The organism is Microcoleus sp. AT8-A3 (assembly GCF_036705675.1).
GTDB lineage: Bacteria > Cyanobacteriota > Cyanobacteriia > Cyanobacteriales > Microcoleaceae > Microcoleus.
Map to the genome: position 1 here is coordinate 30575 of NZ_JAUBVD010000051.1, position 14879 is coordinate 45453.

Sequence of the window (14879 nt, forward strand, 5' to 3'; positions counted from 1 at the left end):
GCTCAAATTATGAAAATGCAATTTTTAAAACAAGACTTAATATTTGAGGTAATAAATGTTGATAAGGGATTTGATACTAAGTAGAAAATCAAGGATGCTAACGCTGATTGAATGACAGCAGTTCATTATTGAAGAGGAAGGTAAGACGCTAAGGAATGAGAATTAAATAACTTCCACTCTTGAAAGTGGGATGGGCTCTTATAGCCCGTCCACTCATGACGGGCTATAAGAGCCCATCCCACAATAACAATTAAAATTGTAAGTTATTTAATTCGAGATCCTAATTAATAGAATGAAAAATATATAGCCATTCTCAGTAACATGATGTGCACGCTTGATCGGCGAGCCTTTGCCTCCGTGGGCATAGAGTCTAAGGCATACATCGCCAAGATTGAGAACTGTTGTAGTGAAAAAATCCTGGCCTAGCTAAGTCAATTAACGAGGAGTTTTGGTATTAATTCCGACACGGTTGCGGTTATAAAATCTGCATCATCAAATCGCCTCAACGAATCAAGAATCAAGCGCGTCTGTAGACCATAAAGTGTCAAAAAAGTTTGTGGGTAAAAAAATACAAAATAGGCTTAGGGAAAATTGTCAACCTTTTTGGGCTAGGCATCTTAGCCAGGGTTCTGAACATCCCTGACAAGACTTGCACCCCAACTCTGAGTGTAATGGGTGAAATTTTATCAATTTTTTGATAAACTTGATGTTCGCAGCTTGAGAGTTGACTTCACAATAAGACAGGTTTCACCAGTTGTGAACCGCGCTGCTACATTGCACCTACCGACTTAGCGGGCAGGTGGCTTTTGTGTCTGCGGGCGCTGACGAAAGCAACTCAACAGCGCAGCAAGCAAAATTACGCTAAAGTTACTATCTACCTGTGTTCGCAAGGCTACCCTTCCGAACTCAGGAAAAACCCACACAAAAAACTAGATCGCCTGCAATGTATATAGTTGCAGGGCGGCGATTTCCCAAAGAATCACAGCTTTTTAACAGCAAGGTATTCTAGGAGACATCTCCGAGGCGATGCGAGCGAGATAATTTGAAATCTGCCAACAGGGTTTTAGTGCTAAGTACAGGCAGCATCGACGTAAATTTTTATCCAATCAGCTTCCAATGTGCTGTTTTAAAGTTTACTAGGCTCCCACCGCTCGGCAGCCTTCTCTCTCCGAGCTATAAAAACACATCAACCACACAATCACGGAAATAACATTCAATCAACATGGGTAACACGATCGATCCAAACAGAAACGTGCATCAGACTGAGCGAGGAACTCCATTCGCCGGCCAAAGCTGGTTAGTGGAAGAAAGAGATGCCTGCGGTGTGGGGTTTATTGCCAACCAAAGCGGCGAAGCTACGCACTCGATTATTGAAAAAGCGCTGCCAGCTTTAACTTGTCTGGAACATCGCGGCGGTTGCAGCGCTGACTCAGATTCCGGCGACGGTGCGGGTTTGATGACCGCGATTCCTTGGGAATTGCTGGATACTTGGTTCGCCGAACAGGGAATTGTGCCTCCCGCACGGGAAAACTGTGGCGTGGGAATGCTGTTTCTGTCTCAAGATAAATTTCAAGCGACTATAGCGCGGCAGGTGGTTGAGCAAGTTCTGACCGATCGCGGGCTGAAACTTTTGGGATGGCGCCAAGTTCCCATTGTACCATCGGTTTTGGGCGAGCAAGCGCTAGAAAATCAACCTCAAATCGAACAAGTAATTGTCAGTTCACCGCACTTAGCCGGAGACGAACTCGACAAACATCTATTTTTGGCGCGCCGCACCATCGGACACGCCCTGTCAAATCGCCCCAACTTCACCCGCCGAGACTTTTATACTTGCTCTTTCTCCTGCCGCACGATCGTCTATAAAGGCATGGTGCGATCGGCCGTACTGGCAGAATTTTACCCAGACCTAAAAAATCCCGCTTATAAAAGCTCCTTTGCCGTCTATCACCGGCGCTTCAGCACCAACACCATGCCCCGGTGGCACTTAGCCCAGCCGATGCGCTTGCTGGGACACAACGGGGAAATTAACACGCTGTTGGGCAATATTACCTGGATGAAGGCGCGGCAAGCCAATTTATCTCACCCGAATTGGACTCAAGCTGATATCGACACGTTCAACCCAATTGTCAATCCCGAAAGCAGCGATTCGGCAAACTTGGACAACGTGATGGAGTTGTTGGTGCACTCCGGCCGCACCCCCCTAGAATCCCTGACAATTCTGGTACCCGAAGCCTACAAAAATCAGCCGGATTTGGCTGACTATCCAGAAATTGTCGATTTTTACGAGTATTACAGCGGCATTCAAGAACCTTGGGACGGCCCGGCCCTGCTGGTGTTCAGCGACGGCAAACAAGTAGGTGCTACGCTCGATCGCAACGGTTTGCGGCCGGCCCGCTACTGCATTACTAAAGACGGTTTGGTAATTGTGGCCTCCGAAGCCGGAGTTGTGGATATTCCCGAAGCAGATATTGTCGAAAAAGGCCGTTTGGGGCCCGGACAAATGATTGCAGTTGACCTGCAAACTAAGGAAATTCTCAAAAATTGGCAACTAAAACAGCGAATTGCTAAGCGGCATCCCTACGGCGAATGGCTGAAACAAAACCGCGAAATCTTGCAACCGCAGCCTTTTGCCGAAACAGCAACCCTCGACTCGCAAACGCTGTTAGCAACCCAAACTGCTTTCGGCTACACAGCCGAAGATTTGGACATGGTGATCGTCGAGATGGCGAGTTCTGGGAAAGAACCGACTTTCTGCATGGGCGACGACGTTCCCTTGGCTGTGTTGTCAGAAAAGCCTCAGTTGCTGTACAACTATTTCAAACAGCGGTTCGCTCAAGTGACAAATCCGCCGATCGACCCCCTGCGCGAGGGGATGGTGATGTCGCTGACGATGAATATGGGTCTGCGGGGCAATTTACTGCAAGCAGTGCCGGAAAATGCCAAGCTGCTAAAAATTGATTCCCCCGTACTCAACGACGCTGAACTGTCTTTCTTGAAAGAGCAAAAGTCTTTCACTGCAACCGAATTGTCAACGCTTTACAAAATTGCTGCCGGGCCTGGAGGTTTGAAAAGCGCAGTCGAGCAACTTTGTCAAGAGGCGGCTGAAGCGGTGCGCGAGGGTTCGAGAATTCTGATTTTGAGCGATCGACTTTTGAAGAAAGAAGGCAATGTATCTTCTGGTGGATTGAGTGCAGAATTCACTTATATTCCCCCATTCCTGGCAGTTGGTGCGGTTCACCACCACTTAATTAGCGTCGGGCTGCGGATGCAAACTTCGCTGGTTGTGGATACCGCCCAATGTTGGAGCACTCACCACTTCGCTTGTTTACTAGGTTACGGGGCGATCGCTATTTGTCCTTACCTGGCCTTGGAAAGCGTGCGGGCCTGGTGGTCTGACAGCAAGACTCAAAACTTGATGCAGCATGGCAAAGTTCCCAATATTACCGTGACGCAGGCTCAAGCTAGATACCGCACAGCGGTAGAAAACGGCTTGCTGAAGATTATGTCGAAAATGGGGATTTCACTGCTGGCTAGCTATCAGGGGGCGCAAATCTTTGAGGCGATCGGCATTGGCGGTGATTTGCTAGATTTGGGTTTCAAAGGCACTGTTTCTCGCATCGGCGGTTTGACTGTGGCGGAACTCGCTAACGAGGTAATGTCTTTCCACAGTCAAGCTTTCCCAGAATTGCACCTCAAAAAGCTGGAAAATTACGGCTTCGTGCAGTACCGCCGTGGTGGTGAATATCACATGAACAGCCCGGAAATGGCGAAGGCTTTGCACAAGGCTGTGACTACTTTTAAGGCTCAGACTAACAGTAATGGCAACGGGGCCGAACCAAAAATGACACCCATGGGTGTCAAAAATTCGGAAACGGCTTACGATCACTACGAGGTTTACAAGCAACAGCTTGAAAACCGCCCGGTAACGGCTTTGCGCGATTTGCTGGATTTCCAGAGCGATCGCCCTTCCATTCCCATCGAAGACGTAGAATCTGTAGCAGATATTGTCAAGCGGTTCGCCACCGGCGGTATGTCCCTCGGCGCCTTGTCCCCGGAAGCCCACGAAACTCTCGCGATTGCGATGAACCGCATCGGCGGCAAATCGAACTCCGGCGAAGGGGGCGAAGATCCGGTGCGCTACAAAGTGCTAAACGATGTGAGCGAGGCCGGTTTCTCACAAACGCTACCTCACTTAAAAGGTTTGCAGAACGGCGATACAGCTTCTTCATCCATCAAACAGGTAGCTTCCGGGCGTTTCGGGGTGACTCCTGAGTACCTGATGAACGCCCAACAAATCGAAATTAAAATCGCACAAGGTGCGAAACCGGGTGAAGGCGGTCAATTGCCGGGGGCGAAAGTGAGCGAGTACATTGCTTATTTGCGCCGATCGAAACCGGGTGTGACGCTGATTTCGCCTCCTCCTCACCACGATATTTATTCGATCGAGGATTTGGCACAGTTGATTTTTGACTTGCACCAAATCAATCCGAAAGCAGGAGTTTCGGTGAAGTTGGTGTCGGAAGTTGGCATCGGGACTGTAGCCGCTGGTGTCGCCAAGGCAAATGCTGATGTGATTCAAATTTCCGGTCACGATGGCGGCACCGGTGCTTCGCCACTGAGTTCGATTAAGCACGCAGGTTCTCCGTGGGAACTCGGATTGACAGAAGTTCACCGGGTGCTAATGGAAAATAAATTGCGCGATCGAGTTTTGCTCCGCGTTGACGGTGGCTTTAAAAGCGGCTGGGACGTGATTGTAGGCGCTTTGATGGGCGGCGAAGAGTACGGTTTCGGCACGGTGGCAATGATTGCAGAAGGCTGCATTATGGCTCGCGTTTGCCACATGAATAGTTGTCCGGTGGGGGTAACAACTCAACAAGAACACTTGCGGAAACGGTTCCCCGGAACGCCGGAACACGTTGTTAATTTCTTCTATTTCGTAGCACAAGAAGTGCGGAGTTTGCTGGCGAAATTGGGTTATAAGTCGATCGCAGATATCATCGGCCGCGCGGATTTGCTGAAAATGCGCGATGGGGTGAAACTAACTAAAACCCAAGCGATTAATTTGGATTGTTTGACTAAGTTACCGGATACTAAGAGCGATCGATCTTTCTTGATCCACGGCGACGTACACACCAACGGGCCAGTGTTAGACGATGATTTGCTCGCAGATGCTGAGATTCAAAGTGCGATCGCCAATCACGGCACTGTTAGCAAGAGTGTCAACTTGGTGAATACCGATCGCACTGTAGGCGCAAGAATCAGTGGTGCGATCGCACAGCAACACGGCAACACCGGCTTTAGCGGTCAAATCACCCTCAACTTCACTGGTAGCGCGGGCCAAAGCTTCGGCGCGTTCAATTTGCCAGGGATGACGCTGGTACTGTCAGGCCAAGCCAACGACTACGTTGGTAAAGGGATGCACGGCGGCGAAATCGCGATCGCACCGCCGGCTGGTGCGACTTATGATGCTTCCGAAAATGCGATCGTCGGTAACACTTGTTTGTACGGTGCGACGGGCGGAACTCTGTTGGCTGCGGGCAAAGCTGGCGAAAGGTTTGCGGTGCGTAACTCGATGGCGAAAGCAGTCATTGAAGGTGCGGGCGATCACTGCTGCGAGTACATGACGGGCGGCGCGATCGTCGTGTTAGGAAAAGTCGGCCGCAACGTCGGCGCTGGAATGACGGGCGGCTTGGCTTATTTCCTCGATGAAGATGGGACTTTCCCGGCTCACGTCAACGGGGAGATTGTGAAGATGCAGCGCGTTTGTACGGCGGCTGGGGAGGCGCAATTGAAGGAGTTGATTGAGGCTCAGCGCGATCGAACCGGCAGCAAGAAAGCTGAGAAGATTTTAGCAAATTGGTCGGAATATTTGCCTAAGTTCTGGCAAGTTGTGCCGCCAAGTGAAGCGAATTCGCCGGAGGCTTCGGAACAAAAGATTGCTGTGGAAGTGTAATTTTCCAATTGATTAAATAGAGGAGGGGCGACGCGAGTTGCCCCTTTTTTAATCTTCATATCCAATCCCTTGGTATCGAAATTTTTCATCTCTCTCTTCTCTTCCTCAGCGTCCTCTGCGCTCTCTGCGGTTTAATCATTCCTTTGATTTTATGCCCAAATGCTTCACCCCGTTTCTGGGATAGATTTATACCACAATGGATGCTTAATAAGCAGGAATGAAGTTTAAGAAAACCAGTTTTCGATCACCAAATCTTGAAAGTTTGCATAATCAGCAACATTTCGTGTCACCAGAATCAGATTATTGACTTTAGCGATCGCTGCAATTTGCCCATCAGCATAAGACGGTGTAAGACCCATCGGAATAAGTCGGGCTCGTTCTTTAGCGAACCACTCAGCCGCTTCTTGGGTATAAGGCAAAATTGGTAATTTTACTTTCACTTCTTCCTGAAGATAGGCTTCGATCGCGCGGCGGCGCTTAGAGTCTGGCATTCGATAGCAGCCTAGCAGAACTTCTTGCCAAACGATCGAGGCGATCGCAACAGTGGATTTTGCCTCCATTAGTTGAGTCATCACATTGGCATTCGGAAGAGGACGAAGAGGTTCGGAGATAATATTGGTATCGAGTAAATAACGCAGCGTCATTCAAAGATGACCTCGCGGCCTACAAAAGTTCGATCGCGAATATCTCCCCAAATTTCATCAGGATTTAAACCCAGTTCATGCAGTTGATATTTTTCACGAAATGCACTGAGAGATTCTCCAAAGCTCAGTTCGAGATTCTGTGGCTGTTTGCGGCGTTGAATGTATTCGCGCAAGGCGATTTCAACTAAGGTTTCGATCGCAATTTCTCGTTCCAGTTCGATCGCCTCTTGCAGCAGTGCCGTATCCACATTTAGGTTCGTCACCATTGGCTTTCCTCTTTTAATCGTTGTTTTATTATAAATGCAATCAATCCAAAACTGTTCTAGACTTTCTCAAAGGTTGACAATCTAAAATATAACATTCTATCAAATCTGTCGGGCGATCGGCATTCGCGGAGGTGCTGTTTTCCACATCAAATCTATTTCCTCCGGTGTCAATCCGTAAGCTTGATTAACTAAGTCGGATAAACGGTGTTCGAGTCTCAACGCCTCAGCTTTGCGAGATTGAATGGCCGGTGCATATTCATTATAAGTTTCGCGGACTGCTTTTAGTCCAGCAACACCGAGAGGATCGGATGATTTAGTTTTCGGCATTCGCTTTCTGATTTCTGCTACAAACTCGGCAAAGGAAAGGGCAGAAAAATCTTCGAGTTTTTGTCCTAGTTTATCAATTAAATAAGTGATTTCCAGCCAGTGCAAGACATCTCGGTGAGTTTGTTGATTAGTTTTGGCGATTTCAATTAAACGGCTGACAATTAATTCGACTTCGGCACGAATTGAGTCAGTTGGTGGTGCGATGGGTAAAGTTTCTACCTGTTCTCTAAACATTCGGAGTGTGTCATTGATTCCTTTTTGCAAAATGTGGTGACAAATCCACCAAGTTATTGGCGAACACAGCCACCCAAGCATATAAAGATTTCCTGTTGGCCATAGATAGCAAGTATTCACTGGGTATACCTCTTGATCGAGGATGCAAAACCAAGAATAAGTAGCCAAATCTTGAGTGATAATTTTTGGTTCTTGAAAAATGTTATAGTAGGCACACGATCGCAGTTCCCACCAGTAACGCCCTTGATCGGAACGCTTAGACAGTTTTTCTTGCATCGGCTTCATATACTTATATACCGATGGAAATGTTTGTGCAAATATTTCCTCTGCTTGATCGTTTGCTTTACTCCACGGCCATACACTATCGCTGCTAGACTTCAGCAAAATAATCCAAAGATTTGCCCACTCTGGACTCCAGCGTTTAATATCTTGACCTCGTAAATAAGGCTTGATGATTTCAGCGGATTTAGGGTCTGCTTGAACCAGACTATTTTTAGTAGCTTCATCAATCAAAAAAGCTTCGTTAAATCCTGTTTTTATGCCATATAAAGGCTTAACCCCTGCAAAATCTTTTAGCGGAAAACCCACTCGTTGAATTTTCTGCATCAACTCATCAACAGCCGGAGGTTCCAGACTCCAAGCATTCGCAGTGAAACGATTTCGCGAAATTTGATAACCGTGTTGTTGAACGTATTGTGTAAGGTTGATATTAGCAATATCTTCGCGCGGAACCGGACAAACAATCACAGGCGAATTAGGTTCAGATTTACCTGGCTCAATCTCGCTTTCAGTTTCAGAGATACATAGAGAAGCGTTAGGTTTTCTGACTGCGACAATACAGGGAAAAGTATCAGCCTCCTCAAAAATTGGCGCGTGTCCGAAATCAATAATTTGCTCTAGTAAACCTTGACTGGCAAAGAACTTGCGTAGAGGTTCGCCGTATCCAGACCTCAGCCATTTATTTGTGACAATATACGAAAGCACTCCCCCCGGTTTGAGAATCTTTAATCCGAGTTCATAAAAGTAAGTATAAAGGTCTGCTACGCCGTTATAGGATTCATAATTTGCTTGCAAGTATGGTTTAATTGGAGATAGCAACTCCTGCCGCACATAAGGCGGATTGCCAAGGACAACATCAAAACCGCCATCAGCAAAAATCTGGGGAAATTCAGCTTGCCAATCAAACGCTGTATCTGCTACATTACTGTCAGCGACGATCGAGTTTCCCGCTTTAATATTATCATCCAAATAAGTCAGCGTTTTACCAGCTTGGGCCGTCTTCAACCACAGGGAAAGTTTGGTAATTTCCGCCGATTCCGGCAGCAAATCTACGCCGTACAGGTTGTTGCTTAAAATGCTTCTGTCAAATTCCAGCGAGTTGCCGTTTTTTGGCTTATACCCCAAAGCATTCAATTCGCGATCGACTCTTTCGTACTGCTGCATCAAATAATCAAAAGCCGCAATCAAAAAAGCACCCGAACCGCACGCCGGATCGATGACGCGTGTTTTTTGCAGCACTTCGTCTCGATACGCTTTCCAAAACTTAATTGCAGTTTTCTTGGGTGGCTGAACCGACTTTTCAGCAACTTCGCCTAGGAATAAATCGCGCAATTCTTGCTCTCGACGCTGCAAATAGCCGCCGAGAGAAACCTCGACAATATACTGAGTAATAAAAGCTGGCGTGTAAAACACACCTTGAGTTTTCCGCTTGCCCTTTTTCTGATTGTATTCCTGTCCGGTAGTTTCAGCATTTAATTCTTCCAAATCTGTAACAGACTGCTCGAAAATATGCCCCAAAATATCGACGGAAACTTCAGTATCAAAATCAAATCGCGTCAAATTCTTAAGCAGACTGCATAAAGGATTTGGCACAGTCAATTGTACGTCTAAAACCGGATCGAATTTAAATAAACCGCCGTTGTATCCCGGTACAGGAGGGTCATCATTTCCCACATCAACCCAGCGAAATACAGATTGATAATTTTCCCAAATTGATCTAGGATTGTATTGGTCTTTGTGGTCGTGAGCGTTGCTGAGGGTGTTTCGCGGCAGCAACCCTTTATCTTCACAAAAAGCAATGAATAAAACGCGGTCTAAAGTTTTTTGAGCTTTTTCGATAAGTACGCGATCGCGGTTGGGGATATCCTGCGGCCCAGTAAAGCGAAAATGTTTGACGAGAGCGAGTCGAATTGCTTTGTACTCTTGATATAATTTATTGGTAATTTCTTCTTGAGCTTCGTCAGAGTCTTTTAACAGTCTGTCAATAACAGAACCTGTTTGCTCTTGGTTTTTAGGCAAAAAATTGCGGCGACACAGCAGAAAGTAAAACCGCTTAAAAGCTTCAATATCCGCCAAGTCAGCCAGAAAAAATTGTTCGTAATAAGCAGGAGTTTTATTGGTATGATAAAGTCGCAACTCTCGATAATTCGAGACAATAATCCAGCGACAATCCGGTGTATAATTAGCGTACCGCCAACCTTGGTCAACTGCTGATTCCGATCGCCCAGATGCCGGACGGTCTAAATCATTTTTCGCTCCCTTGAGTTCGATCGGAGCAATCACTTTACCTTGCAGGGACACGGCTTTGCCTTTAGGATTGTCAGCAGCAGTAAAAAAGCCGATCGCCCCGTCAGCAGAACCGCCACCATCAGATATCGTTTGTTCCGCGTTAATTTCCCAAGCTTTACCCGCACCTTGAATTACCGAGCAATATCCCAAAATATCCTGAAAAATATCATTAATAAAACTGCCGTGCAGCGAAACTTCTTTAACTTCGTCTAACGTACCCATTTTAAGTGCAGCAATCCACGTTCCCAATTTTTGGCGGCGCACTTCCATATCTTGCGGAAAGCTAAAAGCACGCAAAGCAGTGTTGAGTGTTTTGCTGTGAAAAAGGGCGCGAGTAGAGCGATTTGTCATAAAGTTGAAAAGGCGATCGAGTTAATTTTACAGCAAAAAAGCGGTTGTGAAATCCTAACTAGCGGGAGTCGTTTCAAATCTAATCCCTTCATAAATTTCGCCCAATTGAATTTGAAACGGCAGCGAAGACAAAGCCAGCACTGCATCTGCCGATTCGTATTCACTTAAAAGCCACTTATTTTCCGAAATCTTGACAAACTGCTCCACATAAAATTTATACTGATCGATTAAAATATATTCTCGAAACTCAGGAATCGATCGATAATAATCAAACTTATCCCCTTGATCGTAATTTTTCGTACTTTTTGACAAAACTTCAACAATCATCAAAGGATTAATTATTGTATCTGTGCGATCGTCTAAAAGCACTGGTTCGCCTTGAACCACCATCACATCTGGATAAGTATAGAGATGATAGCGCGGTATCGACAACCGTAAGTCACCGATAAAAGCCTTATAGTTTTGCCCCCGGAGCGCAAATTTTAAATGTGCATAAAAATTGCCCGCAATATCATTATGATTTGGAGTACCACCAGTCATAGGAACTATCTCGCCATCAATATATTCACTTTTAGACTCGGCCACTTCCTCTAGTGCCAAATATTCCTCTGGCGAGTAGAGTTTTTGAGTTTGGGTTAACATAGTTTATATCCTCAACAGCCGTGCATTTTGTTTTAATTAAAAGTACACCTATTTTACCAAATTTGAATCGGGTCAGGGTGCGATCGCACTGCTATCAAATCAGTTATAGTCCAAGGTCGATCCTCTTCGTTGGCGTAGCCCCCGTAGGGGCGGGCTTCGCTAACGCACCCTACCCCCTCAAAAAAGCGTGAGCGTTCGCTCAAGAGTCAAAAGCGCCACATCTAAAGCTGAGCTAGCTCTCATTTACTTTGCATATTGTAATTATTAAGAAAAGCTATCATTTTTTCTCACTAGCTTTCCGCTGCTCCCTCCGGGTTTTACAGCAAAAGTTAAATACAGGTGAGCCGATCTGCACGAAGTGAAAAGTTTTGTTACAATAGGTAAGCTGTTACAAATCGTAACTTATGCTGGTTCCTATTTTAATAATTGACGTTGCCCTCGTTGCCTGGTCTTTGCACTTAATGCAAGAGGCGATCGCGCAACGGGAATTTTCACTAATGCTAGCCGGCACTCTAGTTGCGGTATCAGCCGCCGCCCTGCTAGTCGTCTACTTCCTCATGGGGTCTTGTTTGAGCCATTTGAGCGAAATATCCCAACACACTTACTAAATGATAGTAGGCGATTGACCATTGTCCAGAAGCGAGGAGAGTTTGGTGGAAAAAAAGCCGAAAGCCTTGCCAGCCGAAGGCTCAAAACTAATTTCCCCAAAAAGCTTGACAAATATTGGTCAGTTAAGGCATGATTGAGAGCGCGAAAAGAAAGGGGAATTAGCTCAGTTGGTAGAGCACTACAATGGCATTGTAGGGGTCAGCGGTTCGAGCCCGCTATTCTCCATAAACATTAGAGTAGGGATACAGCACTGCCGTATCCTAATTTGTACCTAAACAGTACCAGCGCGTGCTTAAATTCGATCGCAACTTGTACCTAAACAGCATTGCGGTGTCCTTAAATTCGATCGCCCTACACACCGCGACAACCAATTTTCCCGTAAAATCAAAACAGTCTACCCGCAACCAAAGCGCTACCAGTGGCAAAGTCAACTGAACCCAACAATCCAGAGAGTCCGAGCCAACTTGCCCGCACGCCTCTGTACGACCTATCATTAGAACTCAAAGCCCGAATGGTGCCCTTTTCCGGGTGGGAGATGGCAGTACAGTACGCAGGCATCAGCAGCGAACACCAAGCAGTACGCCAGCAAGCAGGAATGTTCGACATTTCCCACATGGGAAAATTTGGTTTGAGAGGGAAACAAGTAAGAGAAAAATTTCAACCCTTAGTACCCTCAGACTTGAGCCGCTTGCAACCCGGTCAAGCTCAATATACAGTCTTGCTAAATGCCCAAGGCTGCATCTTAGACGATATTATTTTCTACTGCCAAGAACCAGACCCCATCACTAGCGAAGAACGTGCAGTAATCATTGTCAACGCCGCCACTCGCATCGCAGACAAAGCCTGGATAACCACTCACTTAGAATTGAGCGAACTGTGTTTTACAGACCTTTCAGAAGATAAAGTTTTAATTGCAATTCAAGGGCCGGAAGCTGTTAACTATCTCCTGCCTTTTGTAGAAGAAAACCTCGCACCAATTAAGGCATTCGGTCACTTAGAAACAAATCTGTTGGGACAGCCGAGTTTTATCGCCAGAACTGGTTACACCGGCGAAGATGGGTTTGAAATTATGGTGGATGCCGAAGTAGGAAAAGAACTTTGGCAAAAACTGTTAACTGCTGGCGTTGTACCCTGCGGATTGGGTGCGAGAGATACCTTGCGTTTAGAAGCAGCAATGGCTCTTTACGGTCAAGATATCGACGACAATATCACACCTTTAGAGGCTGGATTGGGTTGGGTAGTTCACCTCGACACCAAAGGCGATTTTATTGGGCGGGAAGTTTTGGAACAGCAGAAAGCGAGTGGAGTATCAAAGCGGTTGGTAGGGTTAGAAATGCAGGGGCGGCACATTGCGCGCCACGGCTATCCGGTAATATTTGAAGGCGAAACAGTAGGAGAAGTTACTAGCGGTACATTATCGCCTACATTGAATCGGCCAGTAGCCCTCGCATTTGTTCCCGCAAAATTAGCTAAAATCGGTCAGCAATTAGAAGTCGAAATTCGCGGGAAAAACTATCCGGCTAGTGTGGTGAAAAAACCCTTTTATAAATCGCCAAACCGCCCCAGTTAGATTAAGTAGGTAAGCCTTAATTCAGGACTTACCTCCTGGGCCCAGAAACCGGGTTTTTTTACGAAAATAGTTCGTTGTAGACCGCAGATTCGGTAAAAAACCCGGTTTCTTTAGTAGGAGTGCGTCGAGGACTGATTGAGTTCTTGTGGAACGGGCTTCTAGCCCGTTGCTCATCTTGGTCAAGAAGACTAATCTACTAGCTTAGCAAATTGTCGCAAAGTTGCAGCATAGCGATCGCCCGCCACATCCATCAAATCATTATGACCGGCCCCATCAACCCAAAAATTCACTTTCGGCTCGTTGGCGGTGGCAAACAACTGTTCTCCATGCCAAAAATGCACCACCTCATCAGCCTTACCATGAATCACCAAAACAGGCGATCGAACTTTGCCAATCTTATCAATATTCACAAACTTGTCAAAGGGTAAAAGCGGAATCCGCGTCAACACCCGAAAAGCCGAAACAAAGGAACTTTCAACCACCAAACCGCCGACTTTTTGCCGCGAAGCCAAATCAATTGCCGGCCCACCCCCCACAGAACGCCCGTAAAGAATAATTTGGTTTGCAGGTACTCCCAACTGTTGGGTTAAATAATTGTAAGCAGCCTCAATATCACGATAAGTATTATACTCAGAAGGATTTCCCTGACTCGTGCCGTAACCTTGATAATCATAGGCAAACACAGCAAACCCGCTATCTCGAATCTCTCTGAGTACCCACAAAATCCCCTCCAAGTCTTCCGCATTTCCGTGACTGTAAAGTATGGTATATTTAGCTTGCGGGTTAGGAAAATGAACAGCAGAAATTTTCACGCCATTAGCTGAGCTAACTTTGATAACTTCCCTGTTCTCACTCTGACTAGATGGGGGAGGTTGAAAAATTAGCCGTTCTGAAAAAAAGAAACCGTAAAAACATAGAAATGCGTAAATAAAAATTATAGAGCGCATCAGTCTTTTGACAGAAAATTCTCCAAAAAGCAAGCGTTTAATATTTTTTTTGTTCCACTTAGTCATCAATAGATGCCCATAGTTCACTAAGATTTACTTGATACTTTTTTATTGCGAGAAAAGACATGGCACTAACATACCCCGATGACTTGAAATACCTAGACACCCACGAATACATCCGACTCGAAGGCGAAATTGCCACCATCGGCATTAGTGCCTTTGCAGTTGACCAACTCGGCGATATCGTGTTTCTAGATTTGCCAGAAGTCGGTGCAGGGTTGGAAAAGGGCGAAGCTTTCGGTACAGTCGAGTCAGTGAAAGCCGTTGAAGACTTGAAAGCACCAGTTACCGGTATAGTCGTAGAACGCAATGATGACATTATAGAGTCTCCCGAAAATTTGGCCGAAGACCCCTATGGCGCTGGGTGGCTGCTGAAAGTGCGCGTTGACAATCCCAGCGAAGCAGACGACGCTTTCTCGGCCCCGGAGTATCGCAAAATGGTGGAAGGGGAATAGGGCATAGGGCATAGGGCATGGGGCATAGGGCATAGGGCATAGGGCATAGGGCTCGTTGATAATTCCACAATCCGCCAGGGGTTGAAACCCACGGGGCTAATAGCACAAGTCGTCTAAAGACGACTGAAATACCAAGCAGTTGGGCGAGGAGTTCCGATAAGTGCAGCTTAATCTACAGTCGTCTTCAGACGACTTTAGCTATGAGACAGGGGTTTCAACCCCTGTCGGACTGTCGGACTGTCGGACTGTCGGA

10 protein-coding genes and 1 tRNA gene are annotated in these 14879 nt (G+C 46.4%); 5 read left to right on the forward strand and 6 right to left on the reverse strand.

What is annotated here, in order from left to right; translation table 11 throughout:
* Positions 1 to 1222 precede the first annotated feature (1222 nt).
* Complete coding sequence (locus QUB51_RS23630) at positions 1223 to 5953, forward strand: glutamate synthase-related protein (RefSeq protein ID WP_333263512.1); 4731 nt, start codon at positions 1223 to 1225, stop codon at positions 5951 to 5953.
* Between the two features lie 224 nt (positions 5954 to 6177).
* Here QUB51_RS23630 and QUB51_RS23635 read toward each other — a convergent pair whose 3' ends face one another.
* The 5 genes from QUB51_RS23635 to QUB51_RS23655 all read right to left on the reverse strand — a co-directional run bounded on the left by QUB51_RS23635 (position 6178) and on the right by QUB51_RS23655 (position 11188).
* Positions 6178 to 6597 (reverse strand): type II toxin-antitoxin system VapC family toxin, encoded by a 420-nt coding sequence (locus tag QUB51_RS23635; protein ID WP_333263515.1) that lies wholly within the window; start codon positions 6595 to 6597, stop codon positions 6178 to 6180.
* On the reverse strand, positions 6594 to 6863 hold the full coding sequence (locus tag QUB51_RS23640) for a type II toxin-antitoxin system VapB family antitoxin (protein ID WP_333212256.1): 270 nt from the start codon (positions 6861 to 6863) through the stop codon (positions 6594 to 6596). Before QUB51_RS23640 ends, QUB51_RS23635 begins: the two co-directional genes overlap by 4 nt.
* Positions 6864 to 6962: 99 nt before the next feature.
* Positions 6963 to 10343, reverse strand: coding sequence for an Eco57I restriction-modification methylase domain-containing protein (locus QUB51_RS23645; protein WP_333263518.1), 3381 nt, complete (start codon positions 10341 to 10343; stop codon positions 6963 to 6965).
* 54 nt (positions 10344 to 10397) lie between these two features.
* Entirely contained in the window at positions 10398 to 10985 is a 588-nt protein-coding gene (locus tag QUB51_RS23650) for a Uma2 family endonuclease (protein WP_333233812.1), read from the reverse strand.
* 53 nt (positions 10986 to 11038) lie between these two features.
* Complete coding sequence (locus QUB51_RS23655; protein ID WP_333212026.1) at positions 11039 to 11188, reverse strand: hypothetical protein; 150 nt, start codon at positions 11186 to 11188, stop codon at positions 11039 to 11041.
* A gap of 201 nt (positions 11189 to 11389) precedes the next feature.
* Between QUB51_RS23655 and QUB51_RS23660 the strand changes: the two genes are divergently transcribed.
* The 3 genes from QUB51_RS23660 to gcvT all read left to right on the forward strand — a co-directional run bounded on the left by QUB51_RS23660 (position 11390) and on the right by gcvT (position 13164).
* The gene (locus QUB51_RS23660) at positions 11390 to 11593 is read left to right on the forward strand and encodes a hypothetical protein (RefSeq protein ID WP_333058474.1); all 204 of its coding nucleotides are present in this window, start codon (positions 11390 to 11392) and stop codon (positions 11591 to 11593) included.
* A gap of 153 nt (positions 11594 to 11746) precedes the next feature.
* Positions 11747 to 11819: transfer RNA gene (locus QUB51_RS23665), tRNA-Ala, on the forward strand.
* 193 nt (positions 11820 to 12012) lie between these two features.
* The gene (gcvT, locus tag QUB51_RS23670; RefSeq protein WP_333263521.1) at positions 12013 to 13164 is read left to right on the forward strand and encodes a glycine cleavage system aminomethyltransferase GcvT; all 1152 of its coding nucleotides are present in this window, start codon (positions 12013 to 12015) and stop codon (positions 13162 to 13164) included.
* A gap of 188 nt (positions 13165 to 13352) precedes the next feature.
* Here gcvT and QUB51_RS23675 read toward each other — a convergent pair whose 3' ends face one another.
* The gene (locus QUB51_RS23675) at positions 13353 to 14177 is read right to left on the reverse strand and encodes an alpha/beta hydrolase (protein ID WP_333263524.1); all 825 of its coding nucleotides are present in this window, start codon (positions 14175 to 14177) and stop codon (positions 13353 to 13355) included.
* A gap of 59 nt (positions 14178 to 14236) precedes the next feature.
* Here QUB51_RS23675 and gcvH point away from each other — a divergent pair, with 59 nt between their 5' ends.
* Positions 14237 to 14626 (forward strand): glycine cleavage system protein GcvH, encoded by a 390-nt coding sequence (gcvH, locus tag QUB51_RS23680; RefSeq protein ID WP_333058470.1) that lies wholly within the window; start codon positions 14237 to 14239, stop codon positions 14624 to 14626.
* Positions 14627 to 14879 lie beyond the last annotated feature (253 nt).